Origin of the sequence: Rhizobium sp. 007, assembly GCF_015353075.1 — a bacterium.
In the GTDB taxonomy this organism is placed as follows: Bacteria; Pseudomonadota; Alphaproteobacteria; order Rhizobiales; family Rhizobiaceae; genus Rhizobium.
The window spans coordinates 1,020,418-1,038,795 of sequence record NZ_CP064187.1; the positions used below are offsets into that span (position 1 = coordinate 1,020,418).

The window sequence follows — 18,378 nt, forward strand, 5'->3', positions numbered from 1 at the left end:
TATACTGCGCATGGACGAGTGAAACGGGGTGATCGGAACATGGACAGTGCGGTAGCAGAGCATCAGGAACCCATTCCGGAAACAGCGGCAGCAGTCCCGCCGCTGGAAGACCTGCTCGCTAGTCCCGAACGTTTCATCAACCGTGAATTTTCCTGGCTGCAGTTCAACCGTCGCGTTCTCGAGGAAACGCTGAACACTGAGCACCCGCTGCTCGAGCGCGTCCGTTTCCTGTCGATTTCCGCGGCCAATCTCGACGAATTCTTCATGGTGCGCGTCGCGGGCCTCGAAGGCCAGGTACGCCAGAACATCGTGGTTCGCACGCCGGACGGGAAGACGCCCGCCGAACAGCTCGATGCAATCCTGCAGGAGATCGACAATCTGCAGATGGAGCAGCAGGCTTCGCTTGCCGTCCTGCAGCAGTATCTCGCGAAGGAAGACATTCTGTTCGTCCGTCCCGGCGCTCTCAGCGACGCCGACCGGCAGTGGCTGGCCGCAGAGTTCGAGCAGGCGATCTTTCCGGTTCTGACGCCGCTGTCGATCGACCCGGCTCACCCGTTCCCGTTCATCCCGAACCTCGGTTTCTCGATCGGCTTGCAGCTGACCAGCAAGCACGGGCGCGAGCCGATGACGGCGCTGCTTCGCCTGCCGCCTGCGCTCGATCGCTTCGTGCGCTTGCCCGATGACGCCGGCACGATCCGCTATATCACGCTGGAGGATGTCGCGAACATCTTCATTCACCGGCTCTATCCCGGTTACGAGGTGCAGGGCTCCGGTACATTCCGCCTCATCCGCGACAGCGATATCGAAGTGGAGGAAGAAGCTGAAGACCTCGTGCGCTTCTTTGAAACCGCGCTGAAGCGCCGCCGCCGCGGCAAGGTAATCCGCATCGAGACGGATTCCGAGATGCCGGCATCGCTGCGCCAGTTCGTGGTGCAGGCGTTGAACGTTCCAGACAATCGTGTCGCCGTTTTGCCGGGCCTGCTTGCGCTCAATACGGTCTCCGAGATCACCAAGGCGCCGCGCGACGACCTTCGGTTTCCGCCGTACAATGCGCGATTTCCCGAACGCGTTCGCGAGCATGCCGGAGACTGCTTCGCGGCCATTCGCGAAAAGGACATGGTGGTTCATCACCCCTACGAGTCTTTCGACGTGGTCGTCCAGTTTCTTCTCCAGGCTGCGCGCGATCCTGACGTTCTGGCGATAAAGCAGACCCTTTACCGCACTTCGAACGACAGCCCGATCGTCCGGGCTCTCATCGATGCTGCCGAAGCCGGTAAGTCGGTGACTGCCCTCGTCGAGCTCAAGGCCCGTTTCGACGAAGAGGCGAACATCCGTTGGGCACGCGACCTAGAACGCGCCGGCGTGCAGGTCGTCTTCGGCTTCATCGAGCTCAAGACACACGCAAAGATGTCGTTGGTCGTTCGCCGCGAGGAGGGCAGACTTCGCAGCTACTGCCACCTCGGCACCGGCAACTACCATCCAGTCACCGCGAAGATCTATACCGACCTCTCGTTCTTCACCTGCAATCAGGTGATCGCCCACGATATGGCGAACATCTTCAACTTCATCACCGGCTACGGCGAGCCGGAGGAGAGCATGAAGCTCGCCGTTTCGCCTTATACGCTGCGCTCGCGCATCCTCTTTCACATCGACGAGGAGATCAAACATGCCAAGAACGGTGCGCCGGCAGCGATCTGGATGAAGATGAACTCGCTCGTCGATCCGGAAATTATCGACGCGCTCTATACGGCAAGCCGGGCAGGCGTTGAAATCGATCTGGTTATTCGCGGTATCTGCTGCCTACGCCCGCAGGTGCCGGGCCTCTCCGACAATATTCGCGTCAAGTCGATCGTCGGCCGCTTCCTGGAGCACAGCCGCATCTTCTGCTTCGGCAATGGACACGGCCTGCCGTCCGACAAGGCGCTCGTCTATATCGGCTCCGCCGACATGATGCCCAGAAACCTCGACCGCCGCGTCGAGACGCTCGTCCCGCTCATCAATCCGACTGTGCACGAGCAGGTTTTGTCCCAGATCATGCTAGGCAATATCATTGACAATCAGCAGAGCTACGAGATATTGCCCGACGGCACGTCTCGGCGCATGGAAGTGCGCAAAGGCGAAGAACCGTTCAATGCGCAGCAGTATTTCATGACCAATCCCAGCCTTTCCGGCCGTGGTGAAGCCCTGAAATCCAGTGCGCCCAAGCTGATTGCCGGCCTGCTTTCCGGCTGGACCAAGAGATAAAACTGGACCTGCATGGTTGAATCAGAAGCCCAGGGGCGCCTACCAGGGATTGCCCCGGTCTCCGTCGTCGATATCGGGTCGAATTCGATCCGCGTGGTCATCTACGAAGGCATGTCCCGGTCGCCGGCGATCCTTTTCAACGAAAAGGTGCTCTGCGGCCTCGGTAAGGGCATCGCGCTGAACGGCAGGATGGATGAGGAAAGCGTCGCCCGCGCGCTGGCCGCCCTGCATCGTTTCAAGGCCCTTTCCGACCAGGCCCGCGCGGCGACCATGTATGTGCTGGCGACGGCTGCCGCGCGCGAAGCCTCCAACGGGCCCGATTTCATCCACCAGGCCGAAACGATCCTCCAGCGCAAGATTCGCGTGCTTTCCGGCGAGGAGGAGGCGAAGTTTTCCGCGCTCGGCGTCATCAGCGGCTTCTTCCATCCGGACGGCATCGCGGGCGACCTCGGCGGCGGCTCGCTGGAACTCATCGACATCAAGGAGCGCGAGATCGGCAGGGGGATCACCCTGCCGCTCGGGGGGCTTCGCCTTTCGGAATATGCCAACGGCTCCCTCGTGAGAGCCCGCACTTTCGCTCGCAAGCATGTTCGAAGCGCCACGAAAATCCTGGAAAAGGGGGCCGGGCGGACCTTCTACGCGGTTGGTGGCACCTGGCGTAACATCGCCAAGCTGCACATGGAACTTACCCAATATCCGCTTCACATGATGCAGGGCTACGAGGTTTCTCTCGAAGGGATGATGCAGTTCCTCGATCAGGTGGAAGTAGCCAGGGACTCCAAGGATCCGGCCTTCCAGGCGGTCTCGAAGCATCGCCGTGCGCTGCTGCCCTTCGGCGCCGTTGCCATGAAGGAAGTGTTGAGCGCGATGAATCCCGGTGTCATTTCCTTCTCGGCGCAGGGCGTTCGCGAAGGCTATCTCTACTCGCTGCTGTCGGAGGGCGAGCGCCGCGCCGATCCGCTGCTTTCGGCGGCCGGCGAGCTTGCCATCCTACGCGCGCGTTCCCCTGAGCATGCGCGCGAGCTTGCGCGATGGACCGGCTACATGATGCCGTATTTCGGCGTTGTGGAAACGGAAGAGGAAGCCCGCTACCGCCAGGCGGCGTGCCTGCTCGCCGACATCAGCTGGCGCGCGCATCCGGACTACCGCGGCCTGCAGGCGCTGAACCTGATTGCCCATTCCTCCTTCGTCGGCATCAGCCATCCCGGCCGGGCCTTCATCGCGCTCGCCAATTACTACCGCTTCCAAGGCCTGCATGACGACGGCTCGACGGCACCGCTTGCCACGATCGCCGGCCCGCAATATGTCGAGCGCGCCAAGCTGCTCGGCGGCATGCTGCGCGTCGTCTATCTCTTCTCGGCCTCCATGCCGGGCCTGGTGAAGAACCTGACATTCCGCAAGTCCTCCAATCCAAGCATCGACCTCGAATTCGTCGTGCCATCGGAATATCGCGACTTCGCGGGAGAACGCCTCGACGGCCGCCTGCAGCAGCTCTCGCGGCTGACGAACAGACGGCTGGCGTTCAGGTTCGAGTAGGGGGCATTCGTGGATTTTGTTCTGCGGTGAAGCGCCCTTGAACACCGTCATTCCTGTTCTCGTCAGAGGAATCCAGCCACGGCGGGTCTGCGCCGTGAATTACTCTCCCGCAAATCAAAATGAACCTCCCGCGCCTCAAGGACTTGGGCGCACCTGATTCTGTGGCAGGCACAGGTATGAGGCGGGAAAACGAAAAAACGGTCTGCCGAGCAACGCCTCATCCGCAGTCAGCCGCAAGGAAGGGGAGGATGGCACTCACGCGCCACCCTCTCCATCCCCAAGAGCGTCTATTTATTTCGCACTCAAAAAATCACCCACTTCCAGCAGGCTGAACTCGTTGTCATCTGCCTTGTCGACGGCGCGGCCGGCGGAGAAGGGAAGGTTGTTGTCGTTGCCGACGATGATGTGCGTGGCATCGACGCGGTCGACATTCTCGATCGTCACGAAGGGCATGTCGTAGAAGCCTTCGCGGCCGCCCTGTTTCTTCTTGTTGTTTGGGTCTTCGATATGCATCAGGTCGATGTAACCGATCTTGCGCACGGCCTTGCCGGCGTTGGCATCGTCGAGCTCGATTTTGTAGATGCGCTTGAACTCCGCCGGGGCTTGGAAGCAGTCCGGCTTAGGCTCCTTGGGATCGGCACAGACCTTGTCCTTCGTACCGGCGCCATTGTCGCGCTCGATGACGAGGGCGGTCGTGTCGTCCAGCATGTTGAAGTCGCCAATCGCGGCACCCTTGTCCTCGAATGGATAAAACCAGCTGCGGCCCGTCCATTTCTTGGAGGCGACGTCGAACTCGATGACGCGGATGGCAGTGTGGCCGTCAACGGATTCCATCTTGCCGTCATCCTGATAGAGCGCGCCTTCCAGAAGGCCGTAAAGCTTGGTTCCGTCCTTCGACATGGCAAGACCTTCGAAGCCACCGGAGCGCTTGAGGTTGAAGGCAGGCATCTTGGCGGCCGGATTTGCCGGAACCGAGAGCAGCGGGTTGTCGGGCGACATCACCAGCTTGCCATCGGCCGTGGTGGCGATCACGTCGGTCAACCGGCCTTCGGTATCGACTTTCAAAAGATAGGGACCGAACTCATCGCCGAGCCAGAAGCCGTCGGCGACCGGCTGGATGGATTCGATGTCGAAATCTCCGCCGGTCAGATAGCGTTTCTCGGCACCTTCGAGAGTAATCGGGAAGGGCGCGATCTTGTTCGGATCGGAGAGGAAGATGTTCTTGACGACGTCGGCCTTGCCGGTCGTCCAGTCGAGTTTCATCTGGTGCAGGAAGAGCATGGCGTCGCTGGAGTTGCCCTTGGAGCCGAAACCGTTGTCGGAGAGCGTCCAGAACGTGCCGTCTTCCATCGTCTTGATGCCGGAAAAGCCTTGGACAGGCTGGCCGTCGAGCGGCAGCTTGATGTCGGTGACGCGCTGTCCGTCCTTGCCGGGAACGGAGCCGAGCGCTTCGGTGCGCTTGCGGTCCGGAGTGGTGAACTTGCCGGCGTGCTTCAGGAATTCGGGCGCGTCGGCGGGTGCCGGAACCAGCGTGTTGGCAGGCAGGATCGCCTGGCCGGCGAGCTTGGCCGGAAAAGCCCGCTGGTCGGCGGAAGCGGAGGCGGCGACGAGGAAGAAGAGGGAGACGGAACTGAAAAGCGCAGCTTTCATGGAAACCTCCAGTAAAATGAAATGGCGGTTTCGCTTAGCAGTCCATTGATGGCGCCTAATTGAAGGTTGAATGAAGCTTTGGTGACGCTGCCGACGTGGGCAGGGCCTGTGCCAGCGTCATGACGCCGAGTCCTTGGCCCCGGCCCTTGAGCGCATGAACACCCAGGTCCTGCGCGCTGATCCTTTCAGGCAGCGTCAGACGTTGGGCAAGCTCGCTCGAGATCAGCACCGGCCGGTTCAGTGTCTTGCAAAGGGACTCAAGCCTTGAAGTTGTATTCACAGTGTCGCCGAAATAGGCGATCTTGTGGTGATCGACGCCGATTTCCGCTGTGATGACGAAGCCACCATGGAGTGCTGCGCGCAGGCGGGGCACCTGTCCATATTGCTTCAGCCAGCTTTCCGCATCGGCTTCGATATCGTTCAGGATGTCGAAGATACAGCGCACGCAGCGGCCATCCTTCAGCCCGCGCGCGAGCGGCCAGGTTATGATCGCGGAATCGCCGACGTAATCATCAATCGCCCCTTTGTTCCGCCGCACCGGTTCGGCAAAAGCGGCAAACAGCGAGTTCAGCAATTGCTGCGCTCGAAGATCTCCGTGCTTTTCGGCAAAAGGGGTCGAATCGACGAGGTCGATAAAGAGGAAGATGCGTTCCTCCTGGACGGGGGTCCGGTAGCGGCCGGAAAACATGCTGAGAAAAACATCGCGGCCGAGCAGTTCGCGCACGCGCAACACGAAGATGACGACGGCGCAGACCCCCAGCGCATACATGAAGACGTTGAACGGCATCACCAGGATGTTCAAGAGCGACTCAGGCTTGATCAGCCCGATCGCCGACAGCAGCGAGGCGGCCAGCGCATAGCCGATGTTCATGAGGGCTTCATAAATCAGCAAAGCTGAAATGATGAACGACGCCGTCGGAAGTTTCTGGAGCCGCCGGTAGAGCGGGCGCAGGAAGGCTCTCCGCTCGAAGGCCAAAATCGGCATGCCGATAAAGACCGCAAAGACCGCGCCGATGATGACCGGTTCGTCGGGATAGACCACCAGGCTATAGGCTACGCCGCTTGCAGCCATCACGGCCGTTAAGAGAAGCCAGTTCTGCGCTGGAGAAATCTCTTTCATGACATCTGACCTGTGTTGGCGCCCGCGCGCATTTTTCCACGCGAGACGCTTCGGTCAAGCGATTTCGCAAGCCGGCTCAAGGGGCGAGGGCCATCAAAGCGAGACGGTATCGACTTTCTTGCCGACGAAACGAAGCGCGATCTCGCCCTTGATAAGCTGCAGCGCGGGCGCACCGAACAATTCGCGGCGCCAACCGCTGAGTGCTGCGACCTCCGCCTTCTCGCCGTCCGCGGCAATCTTGTCGAGGTCTTCGCTGTTGGCGATGACTTTCGGCGCGACGCCGTGTTTTTCCGAAATCAGCTTCAACAGTACCTTGAGCAATTCGACCGCAGCGGCAGCACCCTCAGGCGCCTGCGTGTGGCGGGGCACATGGGGCATCTCGGCTTTCGGCAGGGCAAGGGCCGTATTGACGGCTTCGAGAACCGCCGTACCGGCGGCAGAACGCTCCCATCCCTTCGGGATCGTGCGCAGGCGGCTCAGGGCCTCGGTGTCCTTCGGCTGCTGCTGGGCGATCTCGTAGATCGCATCGTCCTTCAATACGCGCGAACGCGGCACGTTGCGCGATCGCGCCTCCCGCTCGCGCCAGGCCGCGACATATTTGAGGGTCGCAAGTTCCTGCGGTTTGCGCAGCCGCATCTTCAAACGTTGCCAGGCGTCATCCGGATGCATGTCGTAGGTCTCGCGCGATTCGAGAATATCCATCTCCTCCGAGAGCCAGGACGAGCGGCCTTCGCGCTCCAGTTCGGCCTTGAGATAGAGATAGGCGTCGCGCAGATGTGTGACGTCCGCCAACGCATAATCGAGCTGCTTTTCGGAAAGTGGCCGGCGGCTCCAGTCGGTGAAGCGCGAGGATTTATCGATTTGCACGCCCTTTGTCCGGCTGATGAGCTGGTCATAGGAAACGCTGTCGCCGAAGCCGCAGACCATGGCGGCGACCTGCGTGTCGAAGATCGGATGCGGGATCAGCCCGCCGCGATGGAAGATGATTTCGATGTCTTGGCGCGCCGCATGAAAAACCTTCAGCACATTCGGGTTGGCCATCAACCCGAAGAAGGGTGCAAGGTCTATGCCCTTAGCAAGTGGGTCGATGATGACTTCCGTCGTCAAGCTTGCCATCTGTATCAGGCAAAGCTCCGGCCAGAATGTCGTCTCACGCAGGAATTCAGTGTCGATTGTAATGAAGTCGGACTTGGCCAGCTCTTTGCAGGCGGCCGCCAATTCGGCGGTTGTTTCTATCATGTCAATTCATTCGCAAGGAAAAAGGTCGATTAACCTTCCTTCTCCTTTACGCTCGATATGTCAATACGTTGAAGGTGCCTATGCCGGCGTGGCCGGCGGGTTATTCGCCGGGATCGATACAGCGCTTCGCACGATTGCTGTATTCATTGGCGAGCACGGCAATCCAGCCTCCGGCGGCGATCGTCGCAGGCAGAACAATGAAAGCGAAGATTGCGATGCCGCTCATAGGGGTAGGCCCTCTCAGTGCACGTCCTCCTCCGAGATGTAATGCAATCGGCGAGGAACAAGATGCAGGAGGCTGCGTCATGCCGAAGCCCTTCACCCTAACCCTCTCCCCGCAAGCGGGGCGAGGGACTTGCCTCGCGAAATGGCTGAGAAGGACGGAGAGGCTGCGGCATATCACCTGTGCCCGTTAAAGCCGGAAGAAGGTGCCGGCAGGCGGACAAGGGCTTTAGCTTACCTCAAACAACCTGCACATAACTCGTCATGCCCGTCTTCTGATGCTCGATGATATGGCAATGAAGCACCCAGTTGCCCGGATTGTCGGCGACGAAGGCAAGCTCGACCTTCTCATCGGGCTGGACGAGATAGGTGTCGGAAACGAGCGGCATCACCTCGCGTGTCGAGGACGAAATGACCGTGAAGCTCATGCCGTGCAGATGGATCGGATGCAGGTGCGGCGTCAAGTTCTCGAGCTGGAAGATGTAGCTCTTGCCAAGCTTCAGTTCGGCAAGCGGGGCGGTCGGATCGGCAATGTCGCCCGGCCACGGCAGCCTGTTGATCGCCCAGAAACTGAAGCCGAGTGTGCCGCATATGCTGTCGACGGAGGCGCTTTCCGCTGTGGCGCTGAGCACCAGCGGGATCTTTTCGGCGGCGGAAAGATCGGCCTGCGCGACCGGATTGGCGGCAAGCGGGGCAAGGTCGCCCGCGTTGCGTTTCAGCGACTGACCGACGGCGCGCAGGCTCGCGATCGTTTTCGGCGTGGTCCCCCGGATATCCTCCAGTATCGCTACACCGCCTTCGCTGTCCGGCATCCGCACGGCAAGGTCCAGCCGCTGCCCGGGACCGATCTGGAGCAGGTCAAGCGGAAAGCGCTGCGGCACCGGATTGCCGTCGATGGCGATTACCGTCGCCTTGGCGCCTTCCATCCGCAGCGAGAAGACGCGGGTGACATCCGTCACGGCGATGCGCAGGCGGACAAGGCCGCCGGCCGGCGCATCATATTGCGGCTCCTGCTGCCAGTTCGCCGTGCGCACCGTTCCATAGGTGCCGGTCTTTGCCGCCTCGCGCGGACGGAAGGGCGCGATGAATTGCCCATCTCCGCCGAGCCGCCAGTCGCGCATGTTGAGCGCGATCTCGGCATCGAAAGTCGGATCGGCAGGATCCTCGATGACGATCACGCCGGTCATGCCGCGGCCCATCTGGGTCAGCGTATTGCAATGCGGGTGATACCAGAAGGTGCCGGCATCCGGCGGCGTGAAGGCGTAGTCAAAGCTGTCACCCGTATAGACGTAGGGCTGCGTCATGAAGGGCACGCCGTCCATCCTGTTGTCGATGCGAAGGCCATGCCAGTGGATCGTCGTTGGCTCGTCGAGAGCATTGGTCAGGCGTGCGGCATAGGGCCTGCCGCGGGTCATGCGAAGCACCGGCGGCGGGCCGCCATCGCCCCAGGTCATGACATCCCTCGTGGGTCCGGCAGCAGCAAGCGAAGCCTCGGTCTTCACCGCCTTCAGCACCTGCGGTTCGGGCGCCGAGCCGGCAAAGCCGAACTTGCCGGCAATGCCCATGCCGGCACTGTAGGCGCCGGCGACGGTGGACGCCTTCAACAGATTGCGGCGGGTGAATAGGGGCATCTGGCGCTCCGGCAACAACAATGGCGCCATCTTTAAAGTTGACTGCGCTTTTCATCAATAAGGAAGTGAGGGCCAAACTGCCGCAGTTGCCTTGCATCATGCGCCCGAATAAACCGCGCCAAAGTGGTGCTCAATGCGGCCCAAGCCTTGACAAATCAGACCGTCCATGCGCTTTTCCGCCCGATTTTCTTGTCGGCACCGGAGAGCCATTCGAGCCCCTGCTGCCGTCTCAAGCCAAAATACCAGGATTAGACATTATGCATCGCTACCGCAGCCACACATGTGCAGCCCTCCGTAAGTCGGATGTTGGCGCGAATGTCCGGATTTCCGGCTGGGTCCACCGCGTTCGCGACCATGGCGGCGTTCTCTTCATCGACCTTCGCGACCATTACGGCATCACCCAGGTTGTTGCCGATCCGGATTCGCCGGCTTTCAAGATCGCTGAAACCGTTCGCGGCGAATGGGTCATCCGCATCGACGGCCTCGTGAAGGCGCGTACTGAAGACACCGTCAACAAGGCGATGGCGACCGGCGAGATCGAGCTCTACGCGCAGGAGATCGAAATCCTGTCCGCCGCCAAGGAACTGCCGCTGCCAGTCTTCGGCGAGCCGGACTATCCAGAAGACGTCCGCCTCAAGTACCGCTTCCTCGACCTTCGCCGCGAGACGCTGCACAAGAACATCGTCAAGCGCACGCAGATCATCTCTGCCATGCGCCGTGAAATGGGCAATATCGGCTTCACCGAATATTCGACGCCGATCCTGACGGCCTCCTCGCCGGAAGGCGCGCGTGACTTCCTCGTGCCGAGCCGCATCCATCCCGGCACCTTCTACGCCCTGCCGCAGGCGCCGCAGCTGTACAAGCAGCTCTTGATGGTTGCCGGTTTCGACCGCTATTTCCAGATCGCGCCCTGCTTCCGTGATGAAGACCCGCGAGCCGACCGCCTGCCTGGCGAGTTCTATCAGCTCGACCTCGAAATGAGCTTCGTGACCCAGGAAGACGTCTGGAACGCCACGGGTCCGCTGATGACCAAGGTGTTCGAGGAGTTTGCCGAAGGTAAGCCGGTGACCAAGGAATGGCCACGCATTCCTTATGACGAGGCAATTCGCAAATACGGCTCCGATAAGCCGGACCTGCGCAACCCGATCGTCATGGAGGCCGTGACCGAACACTTCGCCGGCTCCGGCTTCAAGGTCTTCGCGAACATGATCGCGTCCAACCCGAAGGTCCAAGTCTGGGCGATCCCGGCAAAGACCGGCGGCTCCCGCGCCTTCTGCGACCGCATGAACGCTTGGGCGCAGAGCCAGGGCCAGCCCGGCCTCGGCTACATCTTCTGGCGCAAGGAAGGCGAGAAGCTCGAAGGAGCCGGTCCGCTCGCCAAGAACATCGGCGAAGAGCGCACGGATGCGATCCGCACTCAGCTCGGCCTCGATGACGGCGATGCCTGTTTCTTCGTCGCCGGCGAGCCGGACAAGTTCTACAAGTTCGCAGGCGAAGCGCGCAACCGCGCTGCCGACGAGCTGAACCTCATCGACCGCGACCGTTTCGAACTCTGCTGGATCGTCGACTTCCCGTTCTTCGAATGGAACGAGGACGAGAAGAAGGTCGACTTCGCGCACAACCCCTTCTCCATGCCGCAGGGCGGTTTGGAGGCGCTGCAGAACCAGGATCCGCTGACGATCAAGGCCTTCCAGTACGACGCCGTCTGCAATGGCTTCGAAATCGCTTCGGGCTCGATCCGTAACCAGTCGCCGGAACTGATGGTCCAGGCCTTCGAAAAGGTGGGTCTCAGCCAGGCGGACGTCGAGGATCGCTTCGGCGGTCTCTATCGCGCCTTCCAGTACGGCGCACCGCCGCATGGTGGCGCCGCCTTCGGCATCGACCGGATCGTGATGCTGCTCGCTGGCGCGAAGAACCTGCGCGAAATCTCGCTCTTCCCGATGAACCAGCAGGCCCAGGACCTCCTGATGGGCGCACCGTCGCCGGCAACGCCTGCGCAGCTGCGCGAACTGGCGATTCGCCCGATCCCGCCGGTCAACAAAGACTGAGTTATTCCAATGCAATAAGCCCGGTGCGTTACCGGGCTTATTTGTTGGTGGAGTTCAAATCTTACTGGTTCGCCGTCACCTTCACGCCGAGCACGCCGGGCAGTGTGTTCGGAGCGCCCATGGCAGCACCCATGATGGTCGGGAAGGGGACAGGCTTGGCCGGTGCGGCGCTGACGGCGAAGCTTTTCGGGTCGTCGAGATAGGTGTTGACCGCTGCCGAAATCGCATTCTGCAGTTCCGGGATGTTGAGCTGCGCCAGCGCAATCGGCGCCATAGCCTTCAGCGCATCCGCCATCTGCTGTGCCGAGATGTTCTGCTTGGAGCCAGCATATTCCAGCGCACGCTTGGTGATCGATGCGTCATCGAAGCGGATTTCGGCGCCGTTGAACGAAAGTTGCTGCATCAGGCCGAGCATGGCAAGGCCAAGCGCCTGCTGCGCTTCTTCCTTGTTCGGGTTCGCTTCGGAGGCCTTCGCCGCTTCCTGCAGCGACTTCATGAAGGGCAGGGTGTATCCCGAAATCTTGAAGGCAAGGTTTAGGCGGCCGACATTTGTCACGTCGAAGGCAAATTCGGAGATGTCGATCGTGCCGGGGCCGAGATCCCAGGCGCCCTTCATCGTGATGTCGCCGTTGACGTGCTGCAGGGCTAGCTTCTCGATCGCTTCCTTCGCCTGTGGGTCCGGAGCATCGCTGAGGTCCGCCTTCATGCTCTTGAATGCGCCGTCGAAGTCGAAGCCGGATTCGTCTTCACGAAGCGACAGGTTCATCTGGGTTTCGCCGAGCGAGAAGACTTCCTTGCCATTCTTGGTAACCTTGAACGGGCCGACATGCGCCGTTTCGTAAAGCAGTATGGAGTCGAGGCCGTCACCGCTGACATCAGCAGGAATGGATATGCCGCCGAGCGTCATTTCGGAGGCGCTGACGGTCGCGCCGTCTTCCGTGATGTTGATGTCGGGAAAGGCTGCTTCCTCGATGTAGTAACCGCCGTCTTCGTCTTCCTCGACGCCGGTCATCGTGATGTCGCCGATGTGGAGGGCCTCGCTGCCAGTCGGCTTGAAGCTCGCGTTCTTCAGCGTCACCGTCGTGTCGTCGACATCGACATCATCGGCAGTGATCGTTCCGCCTTGGGCGCTATAGGCGGCATTCAGCTTCCTCAGGAGATCCTGCCCGTCGAGCGCGAACGCGGAGCCGGCGAGTGACAGGAACGCGGCGCCAGACAGGATCAGCCGGGTTGTCCGGTAAAAGGTCATAGGTAAGTCCTTTGGTGGCGGTTGCAAATTGCAGTGAAATTACTGCGAATCGAACGCGGTTTATATTTGCAGGTTTCTAAATTTCTGTTGAAGGGGAAAGCAAACAAAGTCCAAATTGGTGGCGATGCTTGATGACCTTTTCATGTCGTTCCGGGAGGTCATCCACAGGGCCACCCCGCTCATTCCTTGCCGTGAATCGCCTTCTGGGCTAGGCAAGGCTCATGGGACAAGAGATTTTGCCGCCTTCCGGCGGAGACGACGACAGCATTCACCCGGTTGATCTGAAGGCCGCGCTCGAGGAGCGTTACTTGGCCTATGCACTTTCGACCATCATGCACCGCGCGCTTCCAGACGTCCGCGATGGTCTGAAGCCGGTTCATCGGCGCATCATTCATGCCATGAGCGAGATGGGCATACGCCCGAACGCGGCCTTTAAGAAATGCGCCCGCATCGTCGGCGACGTCATCGGTAAGTTCCACCCGCATGGAGACCAGTCCGTCTACGATGCGTTGGTGCGTCTCGCGCAGGATTTCTCCCAGCGTTATCCGCTCGTCGACGGGCAGGGAAACTTCGGCAATATCGACGGTGATAACGCCGCCGCCTACCGTTATACCGAAGCGCGCATGACGGAGGTCACGGCGCTGCTTCTCGAAGGCATCGAGCAGGATGCCGTCGATTTCCGCCTGACCTATAACGAGGAAGACGAGGAACCGACCGTTCTTCCGGGGTCTTTCCCGAACCTGCTCGCGAACGGCTCCTCCGGCATCGCCGTCGGCATGGCGACTTCCATTCCTTCGCATAACGCCCATGAGCTTTGCGATGCGGCACTGCACTTGATCAAGCATCCGGATGCGACCGTCGAAAAACTCGTCGAGTTCATTCCGGGGCCGGATTTTCCGACGGGTGGCATCATCATCGACGGTCGCGAAAGCATCATCGAAAGCTACCGGACCGGCCGCGGCGGCTTCCGGGTACGCGCCAAGTGGCAGATCGAAGATCTCGGTCGCGGCGGCTATCAGATCATCGTCACCGAAATCCCCTTCCAGGTGCAGAAGTCGCGATTGATCGAAAAGATCGCCGAGCTGCTGATCGCCCGCAAGCTGCCGCTGCTGGAAGACATACGCGACGAGTCTGCCGAAGACGTCCGAGTCGTGCTGGTGCCGAAGAGCCGTACCGTCGATCCGACGATCCTGATGGAATCGATGTTCAAGTTGACGGAGCTGGAGAGCCGCTTCCCGCTGAACATGAACGTTTTGTCCATGGGGCGCATTCCGCGCGTCATGGCGCTGAACGAGGTGCTGAAGGAGTGGCTGAATCACCGCCGCGAGGTCCTGCAGCGCCGTTCACGCTTCCGCCTTGCCGCAATCGACAGACGCCTCGAAATCCTCGGCGGCTTGCTCATTGCCTACCTGAACATCGACGAGGTGATCCGCATCATCCGCGAGGAGGACGAACCGAAGCCGGTGATGGTGGCCCGCTGGGGACTGACCGACAACCAGGTCGAGGCGATCCTCAACATGCGGCTGCGCTCTTTGCGCAAGCTCGAGGAGTTCGAAATCCGAACCGAGTTTGACGAACTCACGAAGGAGAAGACCGGCATCGAGGCGCTGCTCGCCTCCGAGGAAAAGCAGTGGCAGACGGTCGCCTGGGAAATTGGCGAGGTGAAGAAGAAGTTCGCCAAGGCAACCGAAATCGGCCGCCGCCGCACCCAGTTCGCCGAGGCGCCCGAAGCCGACGAACAAGCCATCCAGCACGCGATGATCGAGAAGGAACCGATCACCGTCGTGGTTTCCGAAAAAGGCTGGATCCGTGCGCTGAAGGGCCACATCGCGGACACCGCGAGCCTGACCTTCAAGGAAGGCGATGCGCTGAAGATAGCCTTCCCGGCACAGACGACGGACAAGATCCTTGTCGTCACCACCGGCGGCAAGGTCTTCACGCTCGGCGGCGACAAGCTGCCCGGCGGGCGTGGCCATGGCGAGCCGCTGCGCATCATGGTCGACATGGATAACGATCAGGCTGTGCTGACGGCCTTCGTCCACGATCCGGCGCGCAAGCAGCTGATCGTCTCGACGGCCGGCAACGGCTTCGTTGTGGCGGAATCCGAAATGGCTGCCAACACCCGCAAGGGCAAGCAGATCATGAATGTTGCGATGCCGGACGAGACCAAGCTCATCGTGCCTGTCGGCGGCGATCACGTCGCTGTCGTCGGCGAGAACCGCAAGATGCTGGTCTTCCCGCTGGCCCAGGTTCCGGAGATGGGCCGCGGCAAGGGCGTGCGCCTGCAGCGATACAAGGATGGCGGCATTTCCGACGTCCGTTGCTTCGCGATCGCCGACGGTCTCGTCTGGGAAGACAGCGCAGGTCGTACTTTCACAAAAAACAAGGAAGAACTGGCCGAATGGTTGGGCGACCGCGCTTCTGCGGGCCGCACGGTTCCAAAGGGCTTCCCCCGCAGCGGCAAATTCGCCGGCTGAGGCAATAACAAATTGGCGATCCGCTCTTGGCGAGCGGGTCGCATCCTCTATTTCATTCCTGTTATCAAAATTGGGAACAGGTTCATTCCGAGGACGGACGGAATGGCCGTTGGGCATTGCGCTCGCAGCGCAGCCCCCACACGGAGGAGCATCAATGTCTGCCAATACCATCAAGCTACATGTCGATCACACCTATAATGCGCCGCCTTCCGTCGTCTACGACGCATGGCTCAACCCGCAAATCGCCAGGCGCTTCCTTTTCGCGGCGAAGGATGGCCATGTTATCCGCGCCGAAATCGCTCCCCATGTCGGCGGCCGCTTTCTGATCATCGACAGGCGCCCAACCGGCGACGCATGCCACTGCGGCATATTTCTCGAACTTCGCAGGCCGAGACACATGGCCTTCAGCTTCTCGGCGGAGGAGCACGACCACAATCCCGACCGCGTCGAGATCGACATCGAGCCGCTGGGTGACGGCAGCCGCCTGACGCTGTCCCACGAAATGTGCGCCGAATGGGGGGCCTTCGAAGAAAAGACCCGTCAGGGTTGGACGCGTGTGATGGACGGTCTGGAACGGGTGCTGGAACAGACGGACCGGCTAGCGAGCTAAGGATACGCTGAAATCGCGCAGAAACCGCGTCACGCCCGCTTCGTCTATTTCGCAGGCGGCGACAGAGGCGACGAAGGCAACAATTCGTGCATTCTCGGCATCAATGAGACAGCCGTTTAGATATAAGAAGGCGAACGCATCGAGGTAGCCGGTCTGCTTGTTGCCGTCGATCAAAGGATGGTTTCGGACAATCCCATGAAATATGCACCGGCGAGGACAAAGATATCGTCCTCGCCGAACGCTATCGTCGCTGCCGAACACCGCTTCCGCGTGCCATCCAGAGCAAATGCGTCATGATCGCTATGAAGAGGATGGCGCCGCCCATGAGTGTCATCGCGGTCGGAATTTCGGCGAAGATGAACCAGACCCAGATCGGGGCAAGTACCGTCTCCAGCAGGTAGAGCATGCCGACTTCGGGGGCCGAGAGATAGCGCGGGCCGGTTGCCAGACACCAAAAGGCGACGGGCATCACGATGGCGCCGTTGAAGGTGATCCAGCCGGGATGATCGATCGAAACGCCCGCAGGCAGCGCCATGCCGAAGCCGAGGATCGCCGGGAACATCGCGGCAAGGAGCGGCACGAACCCCATGTCGCGCCGAGAGGCCCGGCCGACCGTGATTGCCGCGTCAAGGATGAGCGCGCTCAGCAGCGCCGTCGCGTCGCCGAAGATGTGGCCGCTCGAAATTCCGTCATGCACGCCGATCGCTGCGACGATAAGCAGCGTCACCAGAACCGTCGTGATGCTGCGAAGGCCAAGGATCGGCCACATCTTTCCTTCGGCGAGTCGCACGAGCGGAATGTCCATGGAAAGGGCCAGGCCACCGATTGCCGTCAGGGCAAGCCCTTTCCGGTGACCGGAAAGGGCAGGAAGGGACATTTAGTCGTGCGTGCTTTCGGGCACCGTGGAGGGATCGAAGCGTTCCCAGCCGCGCGGCGTCAGGTGCTCTTGCGGCTGGAAGCGCGTCTTGTAATCCATTTTGCGCGATCCCTGAACCCAGTAGCCGAGATAGACATGTGGAAGGCCGAGCGCCTTTGTGCGCTTCACATGATCGAGGATCATGAAGGTGCCGAGCGAGCGCTTGTCATATTCGGGATTGAAATAGGAATAGACCATGGAAAGGCCGTCGCTCATCGTGTCGGTCAGCGCGGCAGCCAGGAGCTCGCCGCGCGGACGGGTCTCCAGCCCCGAACCTTCCTCGCGTTTGCGGTATTCGATGATCTTGGTGTTCACATGCGTATCTTCCACCATGATCGCATAGTCGAGCACCGTCATGTCGGACATGCCGCCTTGCTGATGGCGGTCGTCGAGATAGCGGCGAAAGAGTGAATACTGCTCGCTGGAAGGCTGCGCCGGAAATTCGGTCGCAATGACGTCGACGTTGTGGGCGAGCACCCGTTTCATCGAATTCGTCGGCTGGAACTCCTGCGCGAGGATACGCACCGAGACGCAGGCACGGCAGGCTTCGCAGGCGGGGCGGTAGGCGATGTTCTGCGAACGGCGGAAGCCGCCTTGTGTCAGGATGTCGTTCATTTCTGCAGCGCGCGGACCGACGAGATGCGTGAAGACCTTACGCTCCATCTCATGCGGCAAATACGGACATGCAGCCGGAGCCGTCAGATAAAACTGCGGTGATGGCGAGGCCTGCGTATTCATCTGCCGGGGAAATGTCCTTTCGCACTGACTATTTGAAGACAGCATGAACTAAGAATAGAAAACGTCAACAGCGCGGCTGGTCTATCCGCGCTATCAATTTTCTGTTCTTTTTTGATATGGCGCCGCGGGCCGGCCGGCAAAGACCGGCGGCGGATTTTATTTGCCGCCTCAGTCGGTGCGAACGGTAACCGTGCCGACAAGCAGGTCGTGAATCAGCCGGCTGCGCTCGGTAAAAAGACCAGCAAGCAGAATCAGCGGCGTCAATAGCGAATTAAGGATCCAGAAAAGCGCCAGATGAGCGATCGCCAAAAGGAAATCCATCGGGCGGCCATCGACGCGCACGATTGCGATCCCCATCGCCCGCATGCCGGGCGAAGCCTGGTTCGGCCCGCCGACCGTCAAGCCGAAATAAAGGCCGGCAACCAGCACGAAGAGCGCCGGATAGAGAAAGAAGCCGAGGCCGAGCGTCAGAATCGACAGAAAAAACAGCACGACTGCCGCGGGAATGCAGAGCAGCAGCACAATGATGTAGTCGAGAATGAACGCGAAGACTCGCCGGCTCAGCGTGCCGCTATAGGCGCGCCAGTCTTCCGGTGCGGCATAAAGCGGGTTCGGATTAAGGCTCATCTGCGGTCTCCTTTGGAAATCGATGCCACTGATATGGTGTCCGCCGCCGGAGATACAATAATGCGCGAGGA

The 18,378-nt window shown here is 60.6% G+C and carries 15 protein-coding genes; 5 read left to right on the forward strand and 10 right to left on the reverse strand.

Translation table 11 applies throughout. The features are described 5' to 3' along the window. Positions 1–39 precede the first annotated feature (39 nt). Together ISN39_RS04995 and ppx are read left to right on the forward strand one after the other, a co-directional pair. Positions 40–2,244 (forward strand): RNA degradosome polyphosphate kinase, encoded by a 2,205-nt coding sequence (locus tag ISN39_RS04995; RefSeq protein ID WP_194729364.1) that lies wholly within the window; start codon positions 40–42, stop codon positions 2,242–2,244. Positions 2,245–2,256: 12 nt separating this feature from the next. Then, positions 2,257–3,780, forward strand: coding sequence for an exopolyphosphatase (gene ppx, locus ISN39_RS05000; RefSeq protein WP_194729365.1), 1,524 nt, complete (start codon positions 2,257–2,259; stop codon positions 3,778–3,780). A 291-nt stretch (positions 3,781–4,071) separates the two neighbouring features. Here the strand turns inward: ppx and ISN39_RS05005 are convergent, their stop codons facing one another. The 5 genes from ISN39_RS05005 to ISN39_RS05020 all read right to left on the reverse strand — a co-directional run bounded on the left by ISN39_RS05005 (position 4,072) and on the right by ISN39_RS05020 (position 9,642). After that, entirely contained in the window at positions 4,072–5,430 is a 1,359-nt protein-coding gene (locus ISN39_RS05005) for an esterase-like activity of phytase family protein (RefSeq protein WP_194729366.1), read from the reverse strand. 55 nt (positions 5,431–5,485) lie between these two features. Next, positions 5,486–6,550, reverse strand: coding sequence for an adenylate/guanylate cyclase domain-containing protein (locus ISN39_RS05010; RefSeq protein WP_194729367.1), 1,065 nt, complete (start codon positions 6,548–6,550; stop codon positions 5,486–5,488). 93 nt (positions 6,551–6,643) lie between these two features. Next, positions 6,644–7,789, reverse strand: coding sequence for a ribonuclease D (gene rnd, locus ISN39_RS05015; RefSeq protein WP_194729368.1), 1,146 nt, complete (start codon positions 7,787–7,789; stop codon positions 6,644–6,646). 100 nt (positions 7,790–7,889) lie between these two features. Further along, entirely contained in the window at positions 7,890–8,015 is a 126-nt protein-coding gene (locus ISN39_RS37590; protein ID WP_257788099.1) for a hypothetical protein, read from the reverse strand. Between the two features lie 235 nt (positions 8,016–8,250). Next, positions 8,251–9,642, reverse strand: coding sequence for a multicopper oxidase family protein (locus ISN39_RS05020; protein WP_194729369.1), 1,392 nt, complete (start codon positions 9,640–9,642; stop codon positions 8,251–8,253). A 257-nt stretch (positions 9,643–9,899) separates the two neighbouring features. Here ISN39_RS05020 and aspS point away from each other — a divergent pair, with 257 nt between their 5' ends. Next, positions 9,900–11,690: an aspartate--tRNA ligase gene (aspS, locus tag ISN39_RS05025; RefSeq protein WP_074067298.1), complete on the forward strand. Its 1,791-nt coding sequence runs from the start codon at positions 9,900–9,902 to the stop codon at positions 11,688–11,690. Positions 11,691–11,751: 61 nt separating this feature from the next. Here the strand turns inward: aspS and ISN39_RS05030 are convergent, their stop codons facing one another. Next, positions 11,752–12,939 carry a hypothetical protein gene (locus tag ISN39_RS05030; RefSeq protein WP_194729370.1) on the reverse strand — a complete coding sequence of 396 codons (1,188 nt, stop codon included), beginning with the start codon at positions 12,937–12,939 and terminating at the stop codon, positions 11,752–11,754. 221 nt (positions 12,940–13,160) lie between these two features. Here ISN39_RS05030 and parC point away from each other — a divergent pair, with 221 nt between their 5' ends. Together parC and ISN39_RS05040 are read left to right on the forward strand one after the other, a co-directional pair. Beyond that, complete coding sequence (parC, locus tag ISN39_RS05035) at positions 13,161–15,416, forward strand: DNA topoisomerase IV subunit A (protein WP_194729371.1); 2,256 nt, start codon at positions 13,161–13,163, stop codon at positions 15,414–15,416. Between the two features lie 154 nt (positions 15,417–15,570). Further along, entirely contained in the window at positions 15,571–16,026 is a 456-nt protein-coding gene (locus ISN39_RS05040; protein ID WP_022714738.1) for an SRPBCC domain-containing protein, read from the forward strand. Here ISN39_RS05040 and ISN39_RS05045 read toward each other — a convergent pair. The 4 genes from ISN39_RS05045 to ISN39_RS05060 all read right to left on the reverse strand — a co-directional run bounded on the left by ISN39_RS05045 (position 16,015) and on the right by ISN39_RS05060 (position 18,307). Next, positions 16,015–16,200: a hypothetical protein gene (locus ISN39_RS05045; RefSeq protein WP_194729372.1), complete on the reverse strand. Its 186-nt coding sequence runs from the start codon at positions 16,198–16,200 to the stop codon at positions 16,015–16,017. The genes ISN39_RS05040 and ISN39_RS05045 overlap by 12 nt on opposite strands. A gap of 67 nt (positions 16,201–16,267) precedes the next feature. Beyond that, positions 16,268–16,903, reverse strand: a complete 636-nt coding sequence (locus tag ISN39_RS05050) for an EamA family transporter (protein ID WP_194729373.1) — start codon at positions 16,901–16,903, stop codon at positions 16,268–16,270. After that, positions 16,904–17,680, reverse strand: a complete 777-nt coding sequence (locus tag ISN39_RS05055; RefSeq protein ID WP_194729374.1) for an arginyltransferase — start codon at positions 17,678–17,680, stop codon at positions 16,904–16,906. It abuts the gene before it with no gap. Positions 17,681–17,848: 168 nt separating this feature from the next. Then, positions 17,849–18,307: an RDD family protein gene (locus ISN39_RS05060; RefSeq protein ID WP_074067308.1), complete on the reverse strand. Its 459-nt coding sequence runs from the start codon at positions 18,305–18,307 to the stop codon at positions 17,849–17,851. Between the last annotated feature and the right edge of the window lie 71 nt (positions 18,308–18,378).